The sequence below is a fragment of the Boseongicola aestuarii genome, from assembly GCF_900184815.1.
Classification (GTDB): domain Bacteria; phylum Pseudomonadota; class Alphaproteobacteria; order Rhodobacterales; family Rhodobacteraceae; genus Boseongicola; species Boseongicola aestuarii.
On sequence record NZ_FXXQ01000007.1, the window covers coordinates 168,341 to 193,620 of the forward strand.

21 protein-coding genes are annotated in these 25,280 nt (G+C 57.9%); 9 read left to right on the forward strand and 12 right to left on the reverse strand.

Annotated features, from left to right (window positions below; genetic code table 11):
• Positions 1–34: 34 nt before the first annotated feature.
• Entirely contained in the window at positions 35–844 is an 810-nt protein-coding gene (locus BOA8489_RS11580) for a division plane positioning ATPase MipZ (protein ID WP_093974180.1), read from the forward strand.
• Here BOA8489_RS11580 and BOA8489_RS11585 read toward each other — a convergent pair.
• Positions 828–1,724: a hypothetical protein gene (locus BOA8489_RS11585; RefSeq protein ID WP_093974181.1), complete on the reverse strand. Its 897-nt coding sequence runs from the start codon at positions 1,722–1,724 to the stop codon at positions 828–830. The two genes, BOA8489_RS11580 and BOA8489_RS11585, sit on opposite strands and share 17 nt — an antisense overlap.
• Positions 1,725–2,588: 864 nt before the next feature.
• Here BOA8489_RS11585 and BOA8489_RS11595 point away from each other — a divergent pair.
• From BOA8489_RS11595 to BOA8489_RS11610, 4 genes are all read left to right on the forward strand, one after another.
• A complete protein-coding gene (locus BOA8489_RS11595) occupies positions 2,589–2,825 on the forward strand; it encodes a glycosyltransferase family 2 protein (RefSeq protein WP_093974183.1) in 237 nt (78 codons plus the stop codon).
• A gap of 67 nt (positions 2,826–2,892) precedes the next feature.
• Positions 2,893–4,098, forward strand: coding sequence for an MFS transporter (locus tag BOA8489_RS11600; protein WP_093974184.1), 1,206 nt, complete (start codon positions 2,893–2,895; stop codon positions 4,096–4,098).
• Positions 4,099–4,210: 112 nt separating this feature from the next.
• Entirely contained in the window at positions 4,211–5,638 is a 1,428-nt protein-coding gene (locus BOA8489_RS11605) for an amidohydrolase (RefSeq protein ID WP_093974243.1), read from the forward strand.
• Positions 5,635–6,591, forward strand: a complete 957-nt coding sequence (locus BOA8489_RS11610) for a M14 family metallopeptidase (RefSeq protein WP_093974185.1) — start codon at positions 5,635–5,637, stop codon at positions 6,589–6,591. The genes BOA8489_RS11605 and BOA8489_RS11610 overlap by 4 nt, the downstream gene beginning before the upstream one ends.
• Before the next feature lie 27 nt (positions 6,592–6,618).
• Here the strand turns inward: BOA8489_RS11610 and BOA8489_RS11615 are convergent, their stop codons facing one another.
• The 5 genes from BOA8489_RS11615 to BOA8489_RS11635 all read right to left on the reverse strand — a co-directional run bounded on the left by BOA8489_RS11615 (position 6,619) and on the right by BOA8489_RS11635 (position 12,550).
• Positions 6,619–7,614 carry an ABC transporter ATP-binding protein gene (locus tag BOA8489_RS11615; RefSeq protein ID WP_093974186.1) on the reverse strand — a complete coding sequence of 332 codons (996 nt, stop codon included), beginning with the start codon at positions 7,612–7,614 and terminating at the stop codon, positions 6,619–6,621.
• Positions 7,611–8,597 (reverse strand): ABC transporter ATP-binding protein, encoded by a 987-nt coding sequence (locus BOA8489_RS11620; protein ID WP_093974187.1) that lies wholly within the window; start codon positions 8,595–8,597, stop codon positions 7,611–7,613. Before BOA8489_RS11620 ends, BOA8489_RS11615 begins: the two co-directional genes overlap by 4 nt.
• Entirely contained in the window at positions 8,594–9,889 is a 1,296-nt protein-coding gene (locus BOA8489_RS21005; protein WP_093974188.1) for an ABC transporter permease, read from the reverse strand. The genes BOA8489_RS11620 and BOA8489_RS21005 overlap by 4 nt, the downstream gene beginning before the upstream one ends.
• Positions 9,886–10,863, reverse strand: coding sequence for an ABC transporter permease (locus BOA8489_RS11630; protein ID WP_093974189.1), 978 nt, complete (start codon positions 10,861–10,863; stop codon positions 9,886–9,888). The genes BOA8489_RS21005 and BOA8489_RS11630 overlap by 4 nt, the downstream gene beginning before the upstream one ends.
• Before the next feature lie 115 nt (positions 10,864–10,978).
• A complete protein-coding gene (locus tag BOA8489_RS11635) occupies positions 10,979–12,550 on the reverse strand; it encodes an ABC transporter substrate-binding protein (protein ID WP_093974190.1) in 1,572 nt (523 codons plus the stop codon).
• Between the two features lie 259 nt (positions 12,551–12,809).
• Here BOA8489_RS11635 and argE point away from each other — a divergent pair, with 259 nt between their 5' ends.
• Entirely contained in the window at positions 12,810–13,976 is a 1,167-nt protein-coding gene (gene argE, locus BOA8489_RS11640; protein WP_093974244.1) for an acetylornithine deacetylase, read from the forward strand.
• Between the two features lie 9 nt (positions 13,977–13,985).
• On the opposite strand, the gene BOA8489_RS11645 is transcribed toward argE, so the two are convergent.
• The 6 genes from BOA8489_RS11645 to BOA8489_RS11675 all read right to left on the reverse strand — a co-directional run bounded on the left by BOA8489_RS11645 (position 13,986) and on the right by BOA8489_RS11675 (position 20,630).
• The gene (locus tag BOA8489_RS11645; RefSeq protein ID WP_176440278.1) at positions 13,986–15,443 is read right to left on the reverse strand and encodes a M81 family metallopeptidase; all 1,458 of its coding nucleotides are present in this window, start codon (positions 15,441–15,443) and stop codon (positions 13,986–13,988) included.
• The gene (locus tag BOA8489_RS11650) at positions 15,440–16,996 is read right to left on the reverse strand and encodes a M81 family metallopeptidase (RefSeq protein ID WP_093974192.1); all 1,557 of its coding nucleotides are present in this window, start codon (positions 16,994–16,996) and stop codon (positions 15,440–15,442) included. The genes BOA8489_RS11645 and BOA8489_RS11650 overlap by 4 nt, the downstream gene beginning before the upstream one ends.
• Positions 16,997–17,079: 83 nt before the next feature.
• The gene (locus BOA8489_RS11655; RefSeq protein WP_093974245.1) at positions 17,080–17,634 is read right to left on the reverse strand and encodes a gamma-glutamylcyclotransferase family protein; all 555 of its coding nucleotides are present in this window, start codon (positions 17,632–17,634) and stop codon (positions 17,080–17,082) included.
• Positions 17,635–17,932: 298 nt separating this feature from the next.
• The gene (locus BOA8489_RS11660) at positions 17,933–18,976 is read right to left on the reverse strand and encodes a YeeE/YedE family protein (protein ID WP_093974193.1); all 1,044 of its coding nucleotides are present in this window, start codon (positions 18,974–18,976) and stop codon (positions 17,933–17,935) included.
• Positions 18,977–19,680: 704 nt separating this feature from the next.
• Positions 19,681–20,175, reverse strand: a complete 495-nt coding sequence (locus tag BOA8489_RS11670; protein ID WP_176440279.1) for a glycosyltransferase — start codon at positions 20,173–20,175, stop codon at positions 19,681–19,683.
• Positions 20,172–20,630, reverse strand: coding sequence for a glycosyltransferase family protein (locus BOA8489_RS11675; RefSeq protein WP_093974196.1), 459 nt, complete (start codon positions 20,628–20,630; stop codon positions 20,172–20,174). Before BOA8489_RS11675 ends, BOA8489_RS11670 begins: the two co-directional genes overlap by 4 nt.
• 431 nt (positions 20,631–21,061) lie before the next feature.
• Here BOA8489_RS11675 and galE point away from each other — a divergent pair, with 431 nt between their 5' ends.
• From galE to xrtD, 3 genes are all read left to right on the forward strand, one after another.
• The gene (gene galE / locus BOA8489_RS11680; protein WP_093974197.1) at positions 21,062–22,042 is read left to right on the forward strand and encodes a UDP-glucose 4-epimerase GalE; all 981 of its coding nucleotides are present in this window, start codon (positions 21,062–21,064) and stop codon (positions 22,040–22,042) included.
• Positions 22,039–23,487, forward strand: coding sequence for a UbiA family prenyltransferase (locus BOA8489_RS11685; protein ID WP_093974198.1), 1,449 nt, complete (start codon positions 22,039–22,041; stop codon positions 23,485–23,487). The genes galE and BOA8489_RS11685 overlap by 4 nt, the downstream gene beginning before the upstream one ends.
• 109 nt (positions 23,488–23,596) lie before the next feature.
• Positions 23,597–25,186: a VPLPA-CTERM-specific exosortase XrtD gene (gene xrtD / locus BOA8489_RS11690; RefSeq protein ID WP_093974199.1), complete on the forward strand. Its 1,590-nt coding sequence runs from the start codon at positions 23,597–23,599 to the stop codon at positions 25,184–25,186.
• The last annotated feature ends 94 nt before the right edge of the window (positions 25,187–25,280 follow it).

Here is a 25,280-nt window from a genome sequence, read left to right on the forward strand (position 1 = left end):
GCATCGGGACCGCCCAAAAAACCAGAGGCATGCAGTGGCCCATATTATCGTCGTAGGCAACGAAAAGGGCGGCGCGGGGAAATCCACCGTCTCCATGCATATATCGACGGCGCTGGTGCGCATGGGGCATGTGGTTGGGGTTCTAGACCTTGATCTCAGGCAGAAAAGCTTTGGACGCTACGTGGAAAACCGCAAGGCATTTCTCGATGCAGAAGGCCTCGATCTCCCCACGCCAATCTACCGAGACCTGCCAGCAATAAGCGCCGATAGCCTCGCGCCGGGTGAAAACGTCTATGATCAGCGTTTGTCCGCGGCAGTCACCGGACTTGAGCGTGAGGTCGACTTTATCCTCATCGATTGCCCCGGCTCACACACGCGCCTCAGCCAGGTCGCGCATTCACTGGCCGACACGCTTGTGACGCCTTTGAACGACAGTTTTGTCGATTTCGACCTTCTGGCGCGCATTGATCCGCAGTCAAACCGCATCCTCGGCCCTTCGGTTTATTCCGAAATGGTCTGGAACGCGCGGCAACTTCGCGCACAAGCTGGTCTTGACCCGATTGACTGGGTCGTCGTGCGCAACCGCGTTGGCGCCCAGCAGATGCACAACAAAAAGAAAATGGCGCAAGCTGTCGACGCGCTGGCCAAACGGATCGGATTTCGTGTTGCCCCCGGATTTTCCGAGCGCGTCATTTTCCGCGAGCTGTTTCCACGCGGCCTGACATTGCTCGATCTACGCGATATCGGCGTTCAGAACCTGAATTTATCGAATGTCGCCGCGCGCCAAGAGCTCCGCGAGTTGGTGAAAGAACTCCGATTGCCCGGTGTCACAGTCGACTTCTAAGGCGCGAAAGCGCCCGAAAACCCATTTGCGACGTCACACGTTGCTCATCGTCTGACTGTTGAATTTCATCCTGCGGCAGGAGCGGGTCAAAATACCGTGTCGAAGAGCCACTCGCTGTTTGGGCCGGCTTGTGCGCGTGCGTCGCCATGTTCCGCGGTCCGCGTCCTGAAAAACTGCGCACAATCAGACTTGCTCCGAATAAAAGCGAGACAATCGCAACCGATGCAAGAAAATTCCGCGCTTCGGTCATGTCCGCACCGCCAGGAGCCAAGCGCCGCGACGCGTAGGGCGCGATCAAAGGCAGTCCCGAGCCGCCAGTCAGACCAAATGCTTCGCGTGCGGCGGTCTCGACCTGTCCCTGTGACGCTCCTTTCGCCCAAAGCGTGCCCGAGAAAGCCACGCCAGACACCAAGACAAGCTCACCGTTGAACCCACGGCCGACCGACGTCATGCCCAAGTCTTCCGCATTGGTGGAGCGCATTGGCCGGTCTTCAAGATCATAGACCAAGCCTGCAATCGGATTCGCAGTGGCGGTCGCAGCTGCACGCGGAACGGGACGGTGAAGCCCCGGTGAATGCACCCCGCGGATCGTTGAAGCACGATGCATCCCGCCAAGGCTTACGCCATAGACCGGTGTCAGAAGATAGGTTCGCGCGTTGCCATCTTCGCCTATACTGCGATGCACGGATTGCGCAATATCCACCTCGGCAAGAATCTGAACCTCGCCAAGCAGATTGCTGTTCGCGGCTCGACTGAAATTCTGCACGATGACCGGCGCCGGGAGACCGACTTTTTTGGCAAGAACCTGATCCGCGCGGTTTTGGTCGTTGTGATAGTTCAGGCCCATAGCGGCAAGAAGAAGGACGACGCCAAGCGTCATACAGAATCTTGGGACCACAATCCAAATCAACCCATTCGACGCCAAAGCCGAAGTCCTTTTCGTTGAGAGTTCGGATGTGAACATGGTCGTGCAAGAGGGCGCTAACGTGGCAGTACGGCGATGTATTGTTCGCGTCGACGCGACAGATCGTTCGCGATTGCCTCTAAAAACCTATCTTTAGGACGCTGACTTGCACACGAGCCATTCGATTTCGACGAAACTATGACCAAGTCGGGCCAAATGCTTCCGAAATCAGAACGCAAGTGCGGTCATATCGATGACCGTCCGCACTTATTGCCGCCGGGACTTTGCAGAAAACGCGCGTTTTTATCATTTTTCACGAAAGCGCCTTAGATCGGCCAAGTTCTTTCGTTAAAAACTACATCGTATTGTAATTAGTGAGTGGTTCCGAGGTATGGACTTTTTCCTTGTATTGGCCCTTTGTGGCCTCGTTTCATCAATCGTTGCGGGTGTTTTTTACCTGACCAAACGCACGGTTTTGCCCCCGAAAACGCCCTACGACATTTGGTTTTCGGAAGCGCAAAAACAAAGCGCATTCAAGCTAGAACGGGTGAAGCCCCAATCGAATTCGCGACTGATTTCGTAAAGACCGACCCTCGCGCAAGCTAGAACCAACAACGCGGTTTCGAGATCGTCGGAACAGCACCTTGGTTGTCGTCAAGACAAAACGGAAGCGTTTGTCATTGCTGCTGTGTGTGCTCTTAAACAGGCCGGGCAAAACAGTGTTTCAAAAGAAGCCGCCCCAGTGACTGGATCACTGTTTGCATGCGGTCTAAAAGTGCACCGGGGAGTCGGTAAGCCGGATTGCCGCCGCCCAGAACAATCGTTCGCAAGGGAATCAACGTGAGAAAGCCGAAAGTCAGTCTGTGCATGCCGGTGTTCAACGGTGCAAACTTCATCGATGAAGCCCTGGCATCGATCTGCGAACAGACCTATGCGGACTTTGAACTTATCGTGACGGACAACGCGTCATCGGACGACACCGCGGATATTGTTCGCCGCTGGGCAGAACAGGACCCGCGCATCCGCTACATTCGAAATGACCGCAATATTGGTGCCGCACAGAATTCTCCCGACTGAGCGCCCAAATTCCGACCCCTTTTGCCTTTTGTCTTGCTTTGGCTGCGGCCCCGTTCGATAGCTTGGCATGTTCAAAAGCCCGGCCATGACCTTCATCCTGATCACGCTGATGATCGACGCCATTGGAATTGGCATCGTCTTTCCAATCATGCCCGATCTCATGGACCGGGTGGGCGCGGGCGACACCGGTCAAGGAGCCTTTTGGGGTGGCCTGCTGATGGCCGCCTACGCGGGCGCACTCTTCCTCTCAGGCCCGATCATCGGGAGCATCTCGGACACTATTGGGCGCAGACCCGTGCTGATTGCGGCCCTTGTCATGCTGGCGCTGGACTATGTCATTATGGCTTTGGCCGACAGTTTCTGGTTATTGCTGGTTGGACGGACACTGGCCGGACTTGCAGGTGCCACATATGTCACGGCGACGGCTTACGTTGCTGACATCTCGACAGCAAAAGAAAAGGCCGCCAATTTCGGTCTGATCGGTGCGGCCTTCGGCATTGGGTTTGTTCTTGGCCCGGCCTTGGGCGGAATTGCCGCCGAAATCAGTATTTCAGCTCCCTTCTGGATTGCGGCCGTCCTCTCGACCTCGAATGCCTTATTTGGGTACTTCGTCTTGCCCGAGAGCCTGCCACCGGAAAATCGCCGACCTTTCGGCAAACGAGATCTGAACCCGTTCAAATCGATCCTTGATGCTCTTCGCCTTCAGGGCCTGGCCATTCCGCTGACCTGTATCTTCATTTTCGAGTTCGCAAACATGGTTTACCCGACCATCTGGGCGTTCTGGACCCGCGAGGTATTTGACTGGCCGACCCTCTATATCGGTCTGTCGCTCGCCACCTATGGTGTGCTTTTGGCCCTGGTGCAGGGTGGGCTATTGCCGGTTCTGATCAATCGGTTCGGGGACTATCGCACGTTGATTCTGGGGATGCTTTCGGCGTTGGCCGGGCTGATCGGTTTTGGCTTTACCGGCTCGATCTCGGCATTGATCATTTTCCTTTTGCTTGCCGCAATGTCAGACCTTGTTCCCGCGTTGATGACGGCCATGGCGTCCAATCAGGTGGATGAGGACCGACAGGGCGTCGTTCAGGGCGTTATCGCGTCGTTGACTTCCGTTGCTGCTATCTTGTCCCCCATCGCCATGACCGCGCTGTTCCAGGCATCGGTCGATGAGCGGGGGACCTACTTCCCCGGAGCGTCATTCCTCTTCGCGGCTTTATTGGTCTTCTTGATGATCCCGCTTGCGATCCGTCTGCGCGGACATGCGTCCTCCTAAACGCCAGGTTGAAAAGCCTTCAGCCGTCGAGGCACCAAGGTCAATGGTCGCTTGCCAATGGTCACCGAGCATGGAAATCTTGTTGAAACAAATGGTTCAAGGGAAAGCGGCAATGCAGAATACAGACGTGATTTGGGAGAATGTTGATCGCCACAAATCAGATCTGATCGGGCTGTCCGATCGCGTCTTTGACATTCCGGAAACGCTCTACAACGAATACAAATCCGTCGCCGAGCACACGGCGATTCTGAAGGAAAAAGGCTTTCGCATTACCGAGAACGCAGCAGGCATCCCAACGGCCGTGCTGGGAGAAGCCGGTGACGAAGGTCCGGTGATTGCCATTCTGGGCGAATTCGATGCTTTGCCGTATCTCAGCCAAGAGCCCGGCGTCGCCGAGCCGAGTCCGATTGAAGCTGGCGGGAATGGTCACGGGTGCGGACACAATCTGCTGGGCGCCGCCGCACTTCTTGCCGCGACTGCGGTGAAGGACTGGTTGGATGAAGCCGGTATCAAAGCGCGTGTTCGCTACTATGGATGCCCAGCGGAAGAAGGCGGCGCTGCAAAGGTCTATATGGTGCGTGACGGACTTTTCGACGATGTCGATATCGCTATCTCGTGGCACCCGTCCACATTCACCGCCGTCAATAGGGCGGTATCGCTTGCAAATACGCGCATCGACTTCACGTTCCATGGCAAGGCCGCGCATGCCGCCGCCGCGCCTGAATTGGGTCGCAGCGCGCTTGATGCTGTGGAGTTGATGAATGTCGGGATCAATTACATGCGCGAACACATGCCCGACGGCGCGCGTGTCCACTACGCCTACCTTGATGCGGGCGGCGCGGCGCCAAACGTGGTGCCCCATAAAGCCACTGTGCGTCAGTTGGTTCGTGCCAAGGATCTCCCTGAACTGCGATCGTTGGTCGAGCGGGTGAAAAAGATCGCGGAAGGCGCCGCCCTGATGACCGAGACCCGCATGGAAAGTAAAGTTTACAGCGGCGTCTCGAACCTTGTGGGCAATCGTGCATTGGAAGAAGCCATGCAGACCGAAATGGACCGATTGGGGCCCATCGCTTTCGACGACGCAGATCGTGCCTTTGCCCATGAGATCCAAAAGACCCTGACCAAGGACGATATCGCGGTCTCGTTCAGGCGGTGCGGAATGCCGCCTCCCGATGAAGGTATGGCTCTGTGCGACTTCGTGGCACCGCTTGATCTGCCAAACGGAGGCGGAAACGGTTCGACGGACGTGGGCGACGTAAGTTGGGCGGTTCCGACGGTACAGGCAAGGATCACCACCTGTGCGGTGGGCACCGTGTTCCACACATGGCAAACCGTTGCACAAGGCAAGGTGCCAGCCGCGCACAAGGGCATGGTCTACGCCGCGAAGGTCATGGCGGCCACCGCCAAGCGCGTCATCGAAGACCCTGCCCTTATTGCCAATGCCAAGGCGCAACACGCCGCCTATCTTGCGAAAACGCCTTACGTCTGTCCGTTGCCGGAAGGTGTGCGGCCACCCCTGGTCGCGAGGGCAGCCGAATGAGCGCAACCGACCCCAACAAATACCCGATCGAACTGCTGTTCCCGGATATATCAGCCCACAAGAACGGCAATACGGGCGTTGAGTATTACACTACGTTCGACAGTGGTGTTGCCGGACCACATGTTCTGATCAATGCCCTTGTCCACGGCAATGAAGTCTGCGGTGTAATTGCGCTTGAGCATCTGCTCGAGACGGGTGTCAGACCCAAGAAGGGCAAGCTGACCCTCGGGTTTTCGAATGTGGCCGCCTATCAGGCGTTTGATCCCGCCGAACCCATGGCAAGCCGGTTTCTGGACGAGGACATGAACCGGGTTTGGGATGTCGAAACATTGGACGGCGACCGGACAACGTACGAGGTCGAACGTGCCCGCCAGATCCGCCCACTGATCGACACGGTCGATCTGCTTTTCGACGTGCATTCAATGCAGCACAAGACCGCTCCGGTGATCGTCGCCGGGCCACTCGACAAAAGTATTGCCATGTCCAGGCGGTTGGGGACGCCTGATATCATTGTTTCAGATGGTGGACACGCCGCGGGCAAACGCCTGCGCGACTATGGCGGTTTCGGTGATCCGGACAGTCAAAAGACTGCGGTTCTCATCGAATGCGGTCAGCATTGGGAGGCCGATGCCGCGCCGGTTGCCATCGACAGTGTATATCGCTGGTTGCTTATGCATGAGATGATCGACCCCGAAGTTGCCGCGCCGAACTTGCGGCCACTTCCGCCGCGTCAGCGCGTAGTGCAGGTTGTTGCACCGGTCACGGTAGAGTCCGAGAATTTTGTGTTTGCGCAGCCGTTCACCGGTCTTGAGACCCTTGCGAAAGGCGAACTGATCGGCACCGAAGGTGACAAGGAAATCCGGGCGCCGCATGATGGATGTGTGCTGATCATGCCAAGCCGGAGACTGACGCCAGGAGCAACTGCTGTGCGCCTTGGTCGATGGGTCGACTGATAGGCCGCTGACGCCGCAACCGTCGCTTCAACCGTCGTTCAGATGGCAGGCACTGACGCGACCCGGTGAGATTTCCTTGAGTTTTGGGATCTCTGTCCGGCATCGATCCATCGCATGAGGGCACCGCGGATGGAAATGGCATCCTTTGGGTGGGTGAAGCGGCGACGGGATTTCTCCTTTGATCGGCGCATAAATCCGACGATCGGTCTCGAGGCGCGGTGCTTCCGCCAGCAAAGCCTGCGTATAGGGATGGTTTGGTGAGGCGAACAGATCGTCCGTCGGCGCGGTTTCGACGACCCGACCGAGATACATGATCACCACGCGATCGCTGAGATGCTCGACAACGCCGAGGTCGTGGCTGATGAACAGGTACGTCAGGCCCAGATCCTCGCGCAGATCCATGAACAGATTGAGTACCTGCGCCTGAATGGAAACGTCCAGAGCCGCAACCGCTTCGTCGCAAACAATGAAGTCAGGTTGAACCGCCAGTGCGCGCGCGATGCCGATGCGCTGGCGCTGTCCGCCCGAGAACTGATGGGGATAGCGCTGATGATAGGACGGGTCCAGACCAACGCGCTGCATCGTCGCCGCGACGTATTCGTCAACGTCGCTTCGACTGATTAAGCCATGAAACAGCGGTGCTTCGCTGATGATGTCCGAGACTTTCAGGCGTGGATTGAGGCTACTCATCGGGTCCTGAAAAATCATCTGCACCTTGAGGCGGCTTTCCAACAACGCCTTGCCCTTAAGCGTTGTGACGTCCTCGCCCAGGTACCTTATGACGCCTTCCGAGGGCTGATGGACGCCCGCCACGCAGCGACCAAGGGTGCTTTTGCCACAGCCGCTTTCACCGACAAGGCCCACCACTTCTCCGGGCATGATGGCCATGTCGACACTGTCAACGGCGTGAACGGTGTGTTCTTCGACCTTGGCGCCCAATCTGCGGGCGAACTTCTCGGCAATATCAAGCTTCTTGACGAACCTTTTGGATATTGCGTCCAATTGAATGATCGGAGTCGTCATGCTGCCGTCCCCCGGTCGAAGGCACCAACAAGCGGATGATGGCATCTTACCAGATGATCGCCTTCGAGTGTGGAGGCGTCTGGCGAGACCGCGCAGGCCCCGGTGGCGTGGTCACATCTTGGCTGGAATGCGCAACCGGTCGGCAGGTTCATCGGCAGCGGCGCCATACCACGGATCTGCGTAAGTCGCGTGCCGCGCGCGTTTCGCGACGGCGCGGAACCGATAAGACCGGCAGTATATGGGTGCGCAGGGCGGTTCACGACTTCGTCTGTCGTTCCCATTTCCACGATCCGCCCGGCGTACATCACCGCAACCCGGTTTGCCAGACCAGCCACCACGGCAAGGTCGTGCGTGACCCAGATCATGGCCGTGTTGTTTTCCGCGACAAGTTTCTGAATCTCGAACAGGATTTGGGCCTGGATGGTGACATCGAGTGCCGTTGTGGGTTCGTCCGCGATAATCAGGTCCGGCTGGTGCAGCAGCGCAATGGCGATCGCAACGCGCTGACGCATCCCGCCGGAAAACTGATGCGGGTAGCTTTTCAGGCGTTCTTCGGGGCTTGGAATACCAACCTGTCCCAAGACGTCACGGCATCTTTGGCGCGCGTCATCGTCGCTCCAGCGCCCATGGGCGCGAAGCGCCTCGATCATCTGTGTGTCGACCCGAAGCACCGGGTTGAGCGTCATCATCGGGTCCTGAAAAATCATCGCGATCCGACGCCCGCGCAAATCGCGCATCTGGGGTTCCGGCAGGTCGACCAGGTTCTGCCCATCAAAGCGGATCGAGCCTTCCGCGATGCGACCGGGCGCATCGACAAGGCCCATGATGGAAAAGCCGGTGACGGATTTGCCCGACCCGCTTTCGCCCACGATCCCGAGGATCTCTCCTCGGTCGAGATCGAACGAGACACCATCGACCGACTTGACCACGCCTGCCTTGGTGAAGAAGTGCGTTTTCAGGTTTTCGATACTGAGGAGTGTCATCGGTGAAGCCTCGGATTGAGAGCATCGCGCAGACGATCGCCCACCAGGTTGATAGCAATGATCGTCACCAGAAGGGCGACGCCAGGGTACACGCTGATCCAGTAGCGCCCTGACAGCATGAACTCGAAGCCGTTCGAGATCAAAAGCCCGAGGCTTGGTTCCGTTACCGGCAGCCCAATGCCGAGGAAGGACAGTGTCGCCTCCAATGCAATGGCGTTGGCCACCTGCACCGTCGCCACCACGATGATTGGCGGTAGGCAGTTCGGCAAGAGATGGCGAAAAATGACGCGGCCCTTCGACAGGGCAAGGCACTGCGCGGCCTCGACGTATTCCTTGCTCCGCTCGACCAGAGCCACGGATCTGGCCGTACGCGCGAAATAGGCCCATTGGACAATGATCAAGGCCAGCATGACCTTCTCGACACCCGAACCCAGGATCGCAAGAAGCATCAGTGCCACAAGAATGGTCGGGAAGCTGAGTTGCAGATCGACGATCCGCATGATGATGTTTTCGAGTCTGCCGCCGAAAAAGGCCGCGATCATCCCGAGGCTCAGCCCAATGACCATCGCAAAGAAACAACTGACTACTCCAACAGCCAGGCTGGTGCGCAGTCCGTACATGATGGCCGACAGCATGTCGCGACCCTGACCGTCCGTGCCAAGCCAATAGGTCATCAGGGCTTCGCCCTCGGTCGCTTTCAGGACCAGTTCAAGTTCGAAAGGTTCATCCAGATCGCGGCTTGAAGACACAGTGAACTGTTCCAGGTCTGCAAGATCGACGGTCCAGAATGACCGGAAGCTGTGCTTCTCGCCAACGTCCAGTTCCGCCCCTCGCGGCAGATCATCCAACCGAAGCGCCTCCAGCGGCACGCCTTCGAGCGACGGATTGAATACCAGTGCGACGCTGACTGCGTTCTCTCCGCCAACTGGGGCCCAGGACAAGACCGCACTTTCTATCGGTGCGTCCCCGTCGAAAGTCAGTTCGGTGCGACCCTGCAGTGTCGGATCGATTGCAAGCGCAAGATCGGCCTCCCATGGATCGGTGAGGCGTTTTGATCCGGGCGGCTGACGGCTGTCTTCCAGACGGATTTCGGACAGATCATAGGGGTCTTGCGGCGCGATCAGGGGGGCAAAAACCGCAACCAGAACAATGATCGACAACATCACAAGTCCCAGAACCGCAAGCGGGCTTTCGACGAAATCCCGCGCAATGCGGACGGCCGGAGGGACTGGCTTTGCGGCCTTCTGATCGGCAAGCGGCGCGATTGCGGGGGCGGTGTCGAGACTGCTCATGCTTTTTGATCCGCAAGCCGGACACGCGGATCCAGGATGGCATAGAGGATATCGACCACCAAATTGATCGTGATGAATAGGCACACGATGACGATCAGATAGGCGACGATTACTGGGCGATCGAGTTGGAAGATGCTGTCAATGATCAGCTTTCCCATGCCGGGCCAAGCAAACACAGTTTCAGTGACGACAGCGAAGGCAATGACCGAGCCAAACTCAAGCCCGATAATAGTGACCAGCGGGATCATAATGTTCTTCAGGACATGCAAACCAATGACGCGGCGGGGTCTGAGACCCTTTGCACGGGCGAACTTGACGTAGTCCAGATTGATCGTCTCGCGCACCGAGGCACGGGTCAATCGAATGACAAGGCTAGTCTTGAAAAGCGCGAGATTGATGGCCGGCAAGATCAGATGGCTGATCCCGTCCCAGGAAAAGAAACTGCTCTCGATCCCGAGGAACTCACCGCGCACTCCGCGGCCGCCGGCAGGCAACCACTGCAGGATCACGGCAAAAAGCATGATCAGCATCAGGCCTTGCCAGAAATTCGGCAACGAAAACCCGAAGATCGAGCCGGTCATGATGGTTCGTCCGGCGATGCTTTCGGGTCGCAGACCTGCATAAAGACCTAGCGGAACACCGATGAAGATCGACATCATCATCGCACAGATGGCCAATTCCATCGTCGCAGGAAAGCGTTGCAGCACAAGCTGAAGCGCCGGTTCACCGAACACGAAACTGGTGCCCAGGTCGCCCTTCACAAGGTTGCCCAGAAAGGCGAGATATTGTTCCGGAAGGCTCTTGTCCAAGCCAAGGCGCGCGATGGCCGCCGCCCTTTCGGCTTCGGTTGCATCCTGGCTGATCAGGATCTCGACCGGATTTCCGATCGCGTAGACGCCCGCAAAAACCAGCAGCGTCATGACCGCGACAACGAGAACGCTCTGGAGCAGTCGGCGAATGATAAAGACCGTCATTGCGCGTGATCTATCCCTGACGACGCGACTTCATTTCACAAAGACGAAGCGGCGGTCGAATTTCAAAGGACGGGCGGGAACCTCCTGTAGGTGTTCCCGCCCGTCTGAAGTGAGCTTACTCGATCACAACATTTGTCGGACGCGTGTACTCGTCGGTCCGCGGCATATACCGCAATCCGACCCGGCTACCCCAGGTATTCACCTGGAAGTGCGTCGGGATAAGCCCCACTTCACGCATCGCGATTTCCGTTGCCCGCGCAAGCAGAGCCTGACGCATGTCATCGTCGACAGTGTTCAATGCCAGTTGAAGCGTGGCATCGAATGGCGCGCTTGAGTACCGCCCGCGGTTGGTGCGTCCAAGACCGGAATCGTCGTCACGCGTGTGCAGAAGCGCACGCAGCGGTGAAGACGCTTCACCCGTACCCGAACCCCAGCCGACAAGCATCAGCGAGAACTCAGACCCTTCATCGTCACCCGATGCGCGGCCGAAATAAACCGAACGTGGCATGGTTTCGACTTCGGTCTGGATACCAACGCGCGTGAGCATCTGCGCAATCGCCTGCGCGATCTGCTCATCGTTGATATAACGGTCGTTCGGGCCGTGGATCGTCAGGCGGAAGCCATCTGGGTAGCCGGCCTCGGCCAACAGTTCGCGGGCGCCTTCGGGATCATATTCCGGCACTTCGATGTTCTCCGAAACGCCGAAGAACCCTTCTGGCAGAACTTGTCCGGCAGGGATCGCAATACCTTCCATCACTTCTTCCACGATCGTGTCGCGGTCGATGGCCATCGAAATCGCCTTGCGGACATTCACGTCCTGCAGCGGGTTGAACATCTGGTTTCCGTCATTGTCAGTGATGTAGGGCGAATAGACCCGACGGCTGTCGACGTGCAGATAGATCACCCGGTTCGAGACACCTTGGCTGAGGACAATGTCCGGATTGCCTTCAAGTGTCGCGATATCCGACGTCGGCACGCCTGAAATGACGTCGACGTCACCGGCCAGTAAGGCCGCGACGCGCGCCGCGTCCGAGCTGATCGGGCGATAGGTCACGGTGTCGAATTCAGGTGCGCCGCCCCAATAATCAGCATTGGCTTCCAGAATGATGCTTTCGCCGGGCGTGTAGCTGACGAACTTGTACGGACCGGTTCCGACACTTGCCGGACCGGCGTTGTAGTCCTCGGTCGTCGCGTCTGGGTTCTCGGAGCTTACGATCTGAATTGTCGAAAGGTCGATCGGCAAAAGCGGATAAGGACCGTTCGTTTTGAACTGAAGGGTGTAATCATCAACGACAGTGATTTCGGCAATACCGGCCGTATATGTCGCGAATGATGAGGGGCTGTTGGGCACGTTCGGAACGCGCTCGTAGCTGAAGACGATGTCTTCTGCGGTCAATGCAGAGCCGTCATGGAAGGTGACACCTTCGCGCAGTTTGAACTCCCAGACGTCATCGGCGATGGGTCCCCACTCGACGGCAAGTCCGGGTCCAAGCTGTTGGTTGCTGTCCTGATGCAGCATGCGGTCGTAAATGAGACCGACGATCTGGTTGTTGTTGCCGGTGTTATGGTAGTGCGGATCCATGGCGGTGACTTCGGACGCCACCGCGATGGTGATATCCTCTGCATAGGCGGTTGCACCTATAACCATGGCCACCGCAAACGACGCAGTAGACAGCGTTTTCAACATTGACTGAACTCCCTTATAGCAGCCTTCTTGAGACTGAGAGGAGGAGATCTTGTGTCCCCATCCTGTCAGACAAGTTGCATGTTAGTCGCATTGTTGAAGATTTGGGAAGTCTTAATTCCGGAATCGCAACAGCGAATAGCAGGCGACGAGAACAGGCTTCGCTCCAAGCGTCGCTGGCCGACAAAAATGGGTCACAGGACTTGGAAAGGCAGGAGCCCTCGTCGTAACACTGCGTTTTGGAAGGTTGGAATTGATGGGGATGACAGACAAGCTTTCTCGATCGAGCGTGGACCACCTGCGTGCTCTTGTCGGGTTCGACACCGTCAGCCATCGCTCGAACCTCGCGTTGATCGACTATCTTGAAGGCGTACTCGGAACGCTTGGCGCGCGGCTTTTGCGGATTGAGGACGACAGCGGTGAAAAAGCGAACTTGCTGGCAAGTTTCGGACCGACCGACAGGCCGGGCTATATTCTTTCCGGGCATACGGACGTTGTGCCGGTGGACGGCCAGAACTGGACAACCGACCCGTTTGACCTGACCGAGCGGGACGGCAGGCTCTACGGGCGCGGTGCCACTGATATGAAAGGTTTTCTGGCCTGCTGCCTTGCCATGGCCCCAAAGATGGCCGCCGCGCCCCTCAGGTCGCCTCTGCACATCGCGTTTTCCTATGATGAAGAGGTCGGCTGCCTTGGTGTAAGGGACATTATCAAGACGCTCGGCGCGTGGGATGTGAAACCGCTGGGCTGCATCATCGGGGAACCGACCTCGATGCAGATCGTGACCAGCCACAAGGCCAAACGCGCGTTTCGCGGTGTGGTAACCGGAACACCGGGCCACTCGTCGCGCGCGCCGAATTTCGTGAACGCGGTCGATTTCGCCGCGGAGTTCCTTGTGGAATTGCGCCGCCTGGGTCGCGAGATCGAGGAAACCGGGCCACGCGACCCACTTTTTGACGTCCCCTTTACAACAACGCATGTTGGCCTGATCGAAGGGGGAGAAGCCCTCAACATCGTCCCCGAAAACTGCCGTTTCGAGTTCGAGTTTCGCGCCTTGCCGAACGAGGATGTGGACGCGATGGCCGCGCATATGCAGCAATTTGCCGAAACCGAGTTGCTTGCGCGCATGCAAGCCATCAGCCCCCACGCCGATTTCCGTCTTGAGCCAATCATGTCCTATCCGGGGCTTGATACCGCGCCCGAGGAAGATATCGTGGTCTTGGCAAAAAAGCTCGCCGGGCGGAATGACCACCAAAAAGTGGCCTACGGGACCGAAGGCGGTCTGTTCAGCAAGACCGGCGGAATTCCTGCCGTCGTATGTGGACCAGGCGATATTGGCCGCGCGCATAAGGCCGACGAATACATCACACGCCACGAACTAGCGGCCTGCGAAGCGTTCATCGACGCCCTCATCGCGCATGCCAGCTAAGGCGCCGACCTAGGGTCTGGCGTGCTGAAAGGGAAGTTTCGAGATATCTGCTGGTCCGTAGTCCGGAGTGTCGACAATGACGATTTCGGCGGCAAATCCTTCCCAAGCGGCGCGAAAGTGCGTCTTTGATCGCAACAGAACAATATCGAATTCGGCGGGGTCGAGGCCGAATTGCAGAAACGGATCGAAATCGATTGCGCTGTGCGAGAGGCTGGTTACGCTGATCTTCATTCCGTGCACGTCCAGTAACACCGTGTCGCCCAAGTGCACTGTGCTGCCCGCGCGCATCTCCCCTGTTCCGCGATACGTAAAATCCGCCCGAACGTCCTCGACGCACGCAACGACCTGCACCGGAGCCCCGGCAAGCGGTGCCGAATGCCCCCCCAACATCAGCGAAACTTCCGCGCCTTGGCCTGCGGCCATCGCTTTGGCGACAGCCTCGGGGTCCCACAGGAATGGGACGGCGACTCGCATCCTATCCGACATGGCAAGCAGCGCGGCCAGCCCATATGTGCTGTCGTTGGCACGGTCAGCGTGTTCCAGGACAACGACGGGCCGGTCGGCATCCTGCGCAATCTTCACGGCTCGTTCGATGCCATCATTTAAACCATAGACCGGAACCGGGGCAGACAGCGCGTCCCGATTGCGGGCGACATCCAACGACAGCGCGTCCGCCAATCCTTGTGCCTCCACTGCCGTATCATCGACGACAGCCACAACTGACACCCCGCAATTGGGTACATCTGCATAGGCAAAACCGGCAAAGAGCGACACATCGGTATACACCGAACCTTCGTTTGAGTGGCGCCTTGCCTTGTCCACCAGCCCCGCCAGCGGTGCGAGGTCGGTCGCAGAAAAGATCGATGGCAGGATGAGTCCGGGTCGCGCGATCGCCATCACAGGCCGGATATCCCCGGCCAATGTTTGTATCAGGCACCGCGCTGCGCGTTCTCCCGTCGCGCCCATGTCGATATGAGGAGAATATCGATAGCCAAACGCCGCTGTCGCACCGGCGATCGATGTGGCGTCAAGATTGGCGTGGTAGTCAAGCGCCAGCATGATCGGCAAGTATGGTCCGACCGTGTCTCGAATTGCGTCAAGTGTGGTCGCATCCGGGTCCAATTCGTCCTGTGTGACCATGGCCCCATGCAGGTGAAGCAGTACCCCGTCCAGGGATCCATCAAGCGATTTCAAGGCGTCGACGATCTCGTGGCGATAGCTTGAGATCGCCCCTTGGTCGGCAAGTCCCGCAGCTCCGCCATCGGCATGGAGGATCGGGACAGCTTCGGCCCCTGCTGCGTCGATTGTCTTCAGAAAACCTCCCATCACCGTGTTGGAGTTCTGGAAGGTCGCAATGACATCGTCGCCACGGACGGTACGCGCCTCGAACACCTCACGCCCGGTGACATGAGGCAGGAAGGTGGCGCATTCCATATGGAGGCCAAGAAGCGCGATGCGAAATGTCATGGCAACAAGCCCAGAGCTTTGAGATGCGGAATGGCCCAATTCGGCGGCGACCATGCCGCATCAGTGTCCAACGGATAAACCGGACGTGGCAAGCCCTGGAACGTGAAGTTACTCAGAACCGGACTGGTCAAACCCTTCGTATCCACCTCGATCACTTGATCGGGCGCGAAGTACTCATCGAAGCCTGCGCGAAAGTGGCCACGGCTCTTGACGACGATCGCCCGGAACGCCGCGGGATCAAGGCCAAGATGCTCGAAATAGACCGGGTCTGCGCATTGCTTGCGGTTGGTAACGACAACTACAGTCAAACCGCCAATCCGCAGGGCAGCAGTCGGCCCCAGGTCCACGCGCCGACCTGCAACAAGACCGCGCCGCCCAGTGACTTGGCCGTTACTCAGCGCAATGACGACCGCCTCTGCGGTAAACGGATCTCCAAAACCGTTCGAACCCTGGCGCAGGAACCGCGCCGTGATCCGCGCACCGATGCCTGCCGTCATCGCGTCGCGGGCAAGGTCGGCATCAATGAACAGACCGTAAAGCACGCCGTCGGCGTTGGCAGCGATCAATGCGCGCAAGAGATCTGTGGAGGTTCCTCGCCCCCCACCGCCGGGGTTGTCGCCACTATCGGCAAGTATCCAGCGCGATTGATCCTTGGCGGTCACGATCCGGACGGCGTCCGCGATAGACGTCAGGTCATGCACGAAACGGCCACGATCTGCCCAAAGCTGCCCTGCGAGCCGCGCGACTTGGCGCTCAGCCAACTCGCGTCTTGTCGCTGTGACCAGAACCGCGATGCCGTTGTCCGGCGTATCGCTGTAGACAAAACCACCAAGCACAGTCGCATTCATGATGTCACCCGATGGGTCCGTAAGGCTGGCCGCGTCCCGGACACGCTCGGCGTAGGCGCCCGCGCCTATTGTCAGCAGAGTCACGCTGGCAGGCGTAAGTGGCAGACGCAAAAAGGACATGTGAAAACGCGTCCCGTTAAGGATTCGCGCCAGAACAATCGCGGCCTCTCTTGCGATCTCGGCCTGATCGACATGCGGATTGGTGCGATAACCAATCAGGCAATCGGCCGCTTCAACCATCGCATCGGACAGGTTCGCGTGCAGGTCAAGCGTTGCAATGATCGGGACATCCGGCCCCACGACGTCGCGAACGGTGGCCAAAAGCGTGCCGTCGGGGTCGGGTGTGTCGATCCCCACCATCGCGCCATGGCTAGCAACATAAACAGCATCGACCGGACCCTGTTCAGTCAAGCCCGCCCGCGTTCTGTCCAGTACACTCTGCAAGACCGCCCCATCCAAAGGGCCTCCGGGCTCGGCGCCTGCAACGAGAATGGGCACGAATTCGACGCCATCGCCGTCCAATTGGCGGCTTATCTCGCGCAGAAACGCCGGAACTTCGGCACATTGTCGGGGTGCATCGCAATTGGCGTCCGCCAGGATTGCATCGCCTTCGAGCCAGCATCGGGCGTCAAAGTCGGCGCGCCGTGTCGTCGGGGCGAACCGATTGCTTTCAAGCAGAAATCCCAGGATAGCAATTCTGGCCATATGCCACCGTTACTCGGATTGGTGTCAAAAAAGCCTAGCCGGTACGGCTCCGGCGGTCGATACATCTTATCAGTCACGAAGGATCAACTCTGCCCGCGCAGAAGCGACAGGTGGTCGTCATATCTGTGCTGCGAGAGCGCCCGAAGCGCCTCGATCCGACCTTCACGGCTGTGATCCGTGTCGACGACATGGCGAATCGAACGGAGGCGATCGTTATGTTCCTGCGGAAGCGAATGATAGTGACTGCCCGCCAACACCAGCGCCAGATACCAGTCAAACGGAATAAGTTCGGGAACAGGAGCGCACGCGATGTATGTTGTCGCTGGCGCAGTCTCGCCGGTTGAGTTGTTGGTGACAGGGAAATCATCGAGGCGGTCATAACCATAACCCGCACTTTCGGCTGTATCGAGCAGGTGCAGTTCGCTCCTCTCGATCTCGAAAAGCACGCCTGGAGTAGCCGCGTCGGGCAAGTCAGACCGAACGAGGGTCGCCTTGCCAGAGCCGTCTTTCCCCTGCTTGCTGAACTCCATCCCAAAGCTTTGCGCTGTTGCCGTTGAGATCACGCGAGCCGTGCTGCATCGCGCCTGCAGTCGCGCAGGCAACATGTTCGACCCATAAGCGAAATATACAAAACTCAACTCTGACCTCCCGCCACTCACTTCGCCCATCGCTATATAGTCAACGAATTCGCGCGATCCTAATTTCAGATCAGGTCAAACGCATCTGCTTCGTGCAATTCATGCGATTTCAGTCAGTAAGGGAGCATGGCAATCCAGCTACAGCTCTCTTTCAGGATCTCTTCGGCATTTCAGAGCTGCTATCGCGCCTGCGTCTCGCCGGTGATTGTTCCCGGTCATTCGTTCAAGGGCCGCCCCAAACCGACGACCCATGGCTTTGCCATATGGCGTCACTCAGCCAATTGCGATCAGCCGCAATTCAGGCGGCAAGCGGGTTCCCGACGCGCGCATCCAACCGTGCGGCTAGCAATCCCCCGACAATGATGCTCGCAAGCGCGATCAGACTGGCAACACTAAGCGCCGCAGATCCGCTCAGCCCTGCCCCCACAGTGCAACCGCCTGCAAGAACGCCACCGACGCCCATAAGGCCAGCGCCCGCAGCGTAGCGTAGGAATTGCTTCGGGGCCTCGAAACCGACGAGTTCCAATTCCCCTCTGACCGCAGCGCTAAGAAAGCTCCCGAACAGTACGCCACCGACCAAACCGGTGCCAAATCCTGCCGGCACGGCCGTTGACGCGATTGTCCAGAACAGCGTGTCTGACCAAGGAAGTGTGAACGCAACCGATTGAACCGCCAGGGGGTCAAAATCGTCAAAAAGCAGCACACTGGTGGTTGCCCATCCCAACACCGGTATCAACCCGATGACGACGCCCGAGGCAACTTCGCGCCAGGACGGTCGAAACCGGTGAATTAGATAGAGTGCCGCAACGGCCATCAGGGCGGACGCGACCGGCGCGCCCAAAGACAGCTCACTGAATGACCCAAACGACAGTGTTGTCGAGACTGAACCGAACGCCACGCGCAGGGGGGCCAGAACGCCTTTTAACGTCGCGTGTGCCACAACCGCAAAGATGATCAAAACAGTCACGGCACGCATATTCCCGGTCGCACTCAGGGCCGTGAGACGCGAAGCACATCCCCGCGTCAGTGTCATTCCGGCCCCGAAAGCGAGGCCTCCCAAAACGATCGCCAGAAGCGGCAATTCACGATCGAGATAGCGGTGCCCGCTCAAATCGACGTAGCCCCAATTGCTCGCCAGCAAGAAGCCGACAATTGCCGATGCAAGAGCCACCATCCACGTAGCCGAGGCAGAGCCGCGCTCTCCGCTCTTTCCTGCAATGGCGCGCCGAAGGCAAAACCGCGAGATTTGAAGCGCAGCGCCAAAGACGACGCCAAATGTCAATCCGAAAAGCAATTGCAGTGTCCGGGCATCAAGGCCCCAATCGAACAATTCCAGCAACACAGCAGATCCCCTTGATTACGCGGAAATGGACATGGGTCCCTGTTCTAGGCTTGTCAATTGACGCAATCGGAACAAAGATATGCTTCAGTATTATTATTCGGAATAATATTCTGATATCTAGAAGAACGCGAAATAATCCGTGCGATGCGTGACGGTCCACCGCGCCAGTATTCCTAATCGCATGATCGCACGTTTCTTGCGATCCTTTACAATCTGCTCAAGGCCAAGGCGCCCTTGCTATCGCCGGGGGTCTGCGCTGCCCCGAAAAGGGGCTTTGCAAACCCGCCATTGCCCGAACAAGACAGAAATCCCGCGTCCTGCTTGCTGCCGAGGTTCTTCTTACAGGACCGGCCCTTAACGCGCCTCATCTTGCCCGAGCAACCCGACGTTCAGCACCTGATCTCCGCCATATTCATAATGGCGGCATCCTTGATGCTGTCTTTGGCCAACTCGACGGGATGCAGGTCCAATCCGCTGCCGCATAAGCTCAATCAGAAACCGAACCAGAGCCTTTGTTATGAATTAGCCTGCTTTCAATGGAGAACTCTGGCGACCGACATGTCGCTTGTACGCCATTCGATGTCCTAAGCCTCCTTAGCATAACGGCGGACCAATTTAGATAGGGAGGCTCAGCAAGGACAAGCTAAGAACTTCGGGCCGGTTGCAGGTAACAACGGCCGAATACGACGTCTTCTTCATGACTTTCAGCCCTCGCTCCAATGCGTTAGCTGCGCATTCAGACGATCTGTGAAGTCTTTGGATGCGAAGGGATCGAGGCCCGCGTCGCTGCCCGCCCAGCCCTCGGCGGCTTTTATTTGAGCAGCCAGATCATTCTCATCCCATGCAATGAAAACACCGGGCTTACCTTCAAGCCAGCGCGCGGTGGCCATTTGATGGTCGGTTGTGTGCTCGCCTGCTTCGAACCTGCGCGGCATCAGAACGATCGGTGTCACGTGCTGCATCGCCGTGATCACCGACCCCATACCCGCGTGTGCTACGACCAGTTTGGCTTTTTGCATGGTGTCGCTGAGGTGCGTGTGCCCGAGCGTTTCATGCCATTTCATATGAGCAGGCTTATATCGGCCGCGACCGATCTGTGCGAGGCAGTCGTCCCCGCGACCGGCCTCATGGGCCCAGTTGTCCATCGACTGGATCAGACGATCAAATGGAAAGGCCGAACCTACGGTGACAAAGATCACAGCACCGCCCCCCAGTGTTCGACGGAATCATCCGCAAGATCGGGCCATTGTGTCAGCCGCAAATCCGCAAACTTCGCGGCAAGCCCCCCTGAACCCGAAAGCTTTTCGACATTCGCGATGCTGTCTATCCAGATGGTCTTGGCCCCAAACAATGTCTTTCCAAGTGCCAAAGTCACCAGTCCGGGGGCGGCCCCCGTCGTGATAATAATCGCAGGTCGCGTGCGCAGCAGGATCCAAAACGCCTGTAAAATAACGACTAAGAACGCTAACTTCTGACTGCGGGACGCATCCCCGATGGTGAAGTAGCGGGCGTCTGGAACGTCTTGGGACGATGATGGGTCGCGTGAGACGTAAGTGACTTCGAAGCCCTCAAAAGCCGGGCGCAAACGCAGTAACTGCACCCAATGCCCGCCACCTGAGGCAACCGCCAGTATTCTCTTGGATCGCTTTGTCACGTGTGCTCACTTCACTCTTCTGAACGTCTCATAGCGGCGATATCGTCAGTCGGGCAACTTCAAAAACAGTGGTGTTTGAAGGGCGTGCAATTATGTCCCGGTGCAAGACCGGTGTCAGACGAAGACGAAAACGGCATCAGAAAACAGGTTTCACACCAGAAGATGCGCCGCTACTGAGCAAGGCATGCTTCGTGCGCAGGCGTGATGTTCGCCCAAGAACCAGCCCAGATCCCGGAATTCTCGCACATCGGAATGACGTCGGTATCACGTCAGTATCACGTCGGTGCGCCCGCGCGATCTGGTAACACTTTGAAAACCATTCCTTTGGCGCAGCGCTTTGCCTTTGCCTTTGCCTTTGCCTTTGCCTTGACACAAACCTTAGCTAAAATATTTCCAACGCCCAAACGAGCGCAAAAGAGGCAACAGAGCAGATGCACGTTCTTGTCACCGGAGGAGCCGGATACATTGGCAGCCACGCCTGCAAGGCGCTGGCCCAAGCGGGCTTTGCGCCAGTGGCCTTTGACAATCTTTCGAAAGGCCGGTCAGGGGCTGTCCAATGGGGGCCTCTTGAGGTTGGTGATCTATCTGACCGCGCGCGTCTGGATGAGGTCTTTTCCACCTATCGACCCGTCGCCGTCATGCATTTCGCCGCAGCCATCGAGGTCGGCGAAAGTATGACTGATCCGGGCAAATATTGGCGCAATAATTTCATCGGGTCGCTGACGCTGGCTGAAGCCGCCGTCGCCGCCGAATGTCTGAACCTTGTCTTCTCGTCGACCTGTGCGGTCTATGACGGAAATACCGAGGCGGATCTGACCGAAGACAGCCCGTTTGGGCCGATCAATGCCTATGGCGGCTCCAAGCGCGCCACCGAAATGATGCTGGGTGACTTTGAAGCAGCGCACCGACTGAAAACGATCATTTTCCGCTATTTCAACGTAGCCGGTGCTGCACCGGGCGCCGGGATCGGGCAAAGCCATGCGAATCCAACGCATATCATTCCGCGCCTGCTGATCGCACTGGAAGGCGGAACAGGTCATATGACGATCAATGGAGATGACTATCCGACGCCAGACGGCACCTGCGTGCGGGACTATATCCATGTGACGGATCTGGTTGAGGCGCATATCGGCGGACTGAAACGGCTTCTGGATGGTGGCTCGGGGGGCTCTTACAACCTTGGCACCGGACAGGGTGCTTCGGTGCGCCAAGTGATCGAAGCTGCCGGTGATTTGGTCGGCCATATGCCACAAATTCAGATCGGACCACGGCGACCGGGCGACGCGGTCCGGCTGGTTTCCGGTTCTGAGAAGGCGCATCTGGATCTTGGCTGGGTGCCGCAATCATCGGACTTGGAGACAATTCTGGCGGATGCCTGGGACTGGCACAAGAGTCGGGGGTGGCTGGCATGAATGCACAGCCAAAGGTTCTTGCCGTAGATCTGGATGGCACATTGATTGCCAGTGACATGCTGCATGAAAGCTTCTGGGCGTCGCTTGGCCGGGACCGGGGGGCCGTGCTGAAAGCGGGAGCGAGGTTTTTGACCGGCGGGCGGGCCGCCTTGAAGGAACGTCTGGCAGCGGGCGCCGACGTCGATGTGGCACATCTGCCTTACAAGAACGTGGTGCTTGAAGAGATACGCACCGCCAAAGAACAGGGCGCGCATGTGGTTTTGGCCACGGCAAGTGATCGGTCATTTGCGCAGGCGGTGGCGGATCATCTGGGGCTTTTCGACGAGGTCATGGCTTCGGATGGCACTGTCAACCTGAAGGGCGAAGCGAAAACCGCCGCATTGGTTGAGAAGTTCGGGGCCGGTGGATTTTCCTATCTGGGCGACAGCTCGGCTGATCTGCCGGTCTGGGCGGCCAGTGGCGAGGCGATCAGCGTCGATGCCCCAGCAGCCCTGAAAGAGCGGATCAAGGCCCCTGTCGTGCGCCATCTGGACGGAGCCAATGGCACCCAGAAGGGTTTCGCGCCTCTGCTAAAGGCTTTGCGCCCGCACCAATGGTTGAAAAACCTGCTTCTCTTTATCCCGATGCTTCTGGCGCATGACTTTTCCGGCAGTTCCGTTCTGGCGGCTATTGTTGCGTTCATCTCGTTCTCGCTGGTAGCCTCCAGTGTCTATGTTCTTAATGATCTGGTGGATTTGTCTGCGGATCGCTCCCATCCGCGCAAACGTCTGAGACCCTTTGCAAGCGGTGCTTTACCCCTGTCAGCGGGGCTTTGGCTGGCGCCGGGTCTGCTGATTGCAGGGACTGTGATTGGAGCCTTTGCCGGGCCGCTGTTCCTGCTTGTCCTGCTGTTTTATTATTTGTGCACGCTGGCCTATTCGCTGGGCCTGAAACGGATCACGGTGATCGATATCTGCATGCTGGCGGGCCTTTATACTTTGCGGGTGATCGCCGGGGCAGCCGCGACGATGAATGCCCCCTCGGTCTGGTTACTGGGCTTTTCGATCTTCTTCTTTCTGGCGCTGGCGGCCGTCAAGCGTCAGGCCGAGCTTGTCGATCTAGTGGTGCGCGGCGATGAGAAGGCCGAAGGGCGCGGATATCTGCCCGGCGACCTGCCCCTGATTACCATGATGGCGCTGGCCTCGGGCTATGTGGCGGTGTTAGTGGCGGGCCTTTATCTGACCTCGGATACAGTCGCGCGGTTATACTCCTTCCCGCCGGCCCTTTGGGGCATTTGCGCGGTGTTGGTATATTGGGTGAGCCGTATCGTAATGCTGACCCACCGCAGACGAATGCACGATGATCCGATCGTTTTTGCCGTGACGGACAAAGTAAGCCTGTTTTGCGGAGCGGTGATTATCGGCCTTGTGGTTCTGGCAGCGCGGTTTCCGGGGGGGTCCCCATGACGAGATCGTTATGTTTGCGGCGTGACGCAAAGGACCGCTTTGATGTATGGTGCGTTGGTCCTGACTCGGGGGCGAGTTTTTGTGTGGGATGTGACAGAGTACAATGTCTATGAGTGAGAGTGTCGAAATCAAAAGTCCGACGGCGTTTCGTCTGAATTTACCGGGCTTTTTGCTGTTCCTTATCTTGTGTGCGGGCTCGCTGCCGATCTTCTGGTTCGGCTTTGAGAGTCTGGCGCGGGCATGGTCGACGCCTGAATACAGCCATGGACCTATTATCCCACTGATTTCACTGTACCTTTTTCTTCGCGAGCTTCGCGCTGCCCCCGCAGATGATGGCGCGCCAAAGCGGCGTTGGCCGGGGCTTCTGGTGGTGGCTTTGGGTCTTGCTCTGGCGGCGTTCGGTAACTTGGCGCGCGTCCCCGATATCGTCACATATGCCTTTATCATCTGGGTTGGCGGCGTAGTTTTGACGGTCTTTGGCTGGCAGCGTGGCATCCGCCATCAGCTTCCGGTGTTTCATCTGGTCTTCATGCTGCCACTGCCGCAGTTCCTTTACTGGCAGATGACAGTGTTTCTTCAGGGTGTATCATCTGTCGTAGGCGTGTGGTTTGTTTCCGCAATGGGCATTCCGGTGTTCCTTGACGGCAACATAATTGATCTGGGGCCCTACAAACTTTTGGTGGCGGAAGCCTGTTCGGGTCTTCGGTATCTGTTTCCGATCCTGAGTTTCTCTTATCTATTCTCGATCCTCTATCGCGGCCCGTTGTGGCACAAAGCCGTACTGCTTTTGTCCGCGGCACCCATTGCGGTCTTCATGAATTCCGTGCGGATCGGGATCATCGGTATTCTGGTGAACTACTTCGGGATCGAACACGCCGAGGGGTTCCTGCACTTCTTTGAAGGCTGGATTATCTTCCTGGCCTGTATCGGCATTCTTTTCCTGATGGCGGTTGTGCTGCAGCAGCTGCACCGGGACACGCTGCCGCTGCGCGATGCGATTGATGTTGATTTCGACGGCTTTGCGGGTGTGGCCGCGCGTCTCTTCGAGATCCGGGCGAGCATTGCGATGGTGGTGGCAACGGCCGTCGGTGTGCTGGTATCAGCCCTGTACCTGACCGTGGGTCTGCCCGAAGGCGAAACCATTGATCGCGATCCCTTTTCAATCTTCCCGCGCACGATAAGCGACTGGTCCGGGCGATCCACTATTCTGGAGCCCGAAATTGAGGTCGTGCTTGGTGCCGATGACTACCTGAATGCGAATTACCGCAATGACTCCGGGGAAACCGTTCACTTCTTTTCAGCCTATTATCTGAACCAGACCGAAGGAGAAGGTATACACTCGCCCGAGGTGTGCCTGCCGGTGGGCGGCTGGGAGATCTTCTCGATTGATCCGTTTGAGGTCGATATGTCGGAAACCCCCTATGGTGTATTCGAGGTGAACCGTGCCGTGATCCAAAAAGGGCAGCAGATGCAGCTGGTCTATTATTGGTTCGAACAGCGGGGCGCACGAATGACAAATGATTTCGTCGCCAAGCTGAGTGTGCTGTGGGACGGTGTCATTCGGGGTCGGACGGATGGCGCAATTGTTCGTTATACAACACCCATCAGACCGGGCGAGGAGGTTGCAGCAGGCGACGCGCGCATTCAGGAACTGATGCGCGAAAGCCTGCCACGCTTGCCACTGCACGTGCCATTTTAGGCGTGTCGCGGAGTTCGGGATCAGTGCGCCGCAGGGGCTACGCAAAGTGATCGAACTTGTCGCTCGCCTTCGTGATGACGGCAATCTGGGACTG

Excerpts from the sequence above, each read along its gene's own strand:
- BOA8489_RS11600 (WP_093974184.1), top strand. The coding sequence starts at position 2,893 with ATGTTCAAAAGCCCGGCCATGACCTTCATCCTGATCACGCTGATGATC.
- BOA8489_RS11685 (WP_093974198.1), top strand. The coding sequence starts at position 22,039 with ATGAATGCACAGCCAAAGGTTCTTGCCGTAGATCTGGATGGCACATTG.
- BOA8489_RS21005 (WP_093974188.1), bottom strand. The coding sequence starts at position 9,889 with ATGAGCAGTCTCGACACCGCCCCCGCAATCGCGCCGCTTGCCGATCAG.
- BOA8489_RS11635 (WP_093974190.1), bottom strand. The coding sequence starts at position 12,550 with ATGTTGAAAACGCTGTCTACTGCGTCGTTTGCGGTGGCCATGGTTATA.
- BOA8489_RS11615 (WP_093974186.1), bottom strand. The coding sequence starts at position 7,614 with ATGACGACTCCGATCATTCAATTGGACGCAATATCCAAAAGGTTCGTC.
- galE (WP_093974197.1), top strand. The coding sequence starts at position 21,062 with ATGCACGTTCTTGTCACCGGAGGAGCCGGATACATTGGCAGCCACGCC.
- xrtD (WP_093974199.1), top strand. The coding sequence starts at position 23,597 with ATGAGTGAGAGTGTCGAAATCAAAAGTCCGACGGCGTTTCGTCTGAAT.
- BOA8489_RS11605 (WP_093974243.1), top strand. The coding sequence starts at position 4,211 with ATGCAGAATACAGACGTGATTTGGGAGAATGTTGATCGCCACAAATCA.
- BOA8489_RS11645 (WP_176440278.1), bottom strand. The coding sequence starts at position 15,443 with ATGACATTTCGCATCGCGCTTCTTGGCCTCCATATGGAATGCGCCACC.
- BOA8489_RS11650 (WP_093974192.1), bottom strand. The coding sequence starts at position 16,996 with ATGGCCAGAATTGCTATCCTGGGATTTCTGCTTGAAAGCAATCGGTTC.
- argE (WP_093974244.1), top strand. The coding sequence starts at position 12,810 with ATGACAGACAAGCTTTCTCGATCGAGCGTGGACCACCTGCGTGCTCTT.
- BOA8489_RS11630 (WP_093974189.1), bottom strand. The coding sequence starts at position 10,863 with ATGACGGTCTTTATCATTCGCCGACTGCTCCAGAGCGTTCTCGTTGTC.
- BOA8489_RS11620 (WP_093974187.1), bottom strand. The coding sequence starts at position 8,597 with ATGACACTCCTCAGTATCGAAAACCTGAAAACGCACTTCTTCACCAAG.
- BOA8489_RS11585 (WP_093974181.1), bottom strand. The coding sequence starts at position 1,724 with ATGACGCTTGGCGTCGTCCTTCTTCTTGCCGCTATGGGCCTGAACTAT.
- BOA8489_RS11610 (WP_093974185.1), top strand. The coding sequence starts at position 5,635 with ATGAGCGCAACCGACCCCAACAAATACCCGATCGAACTGCTGTTCCCG.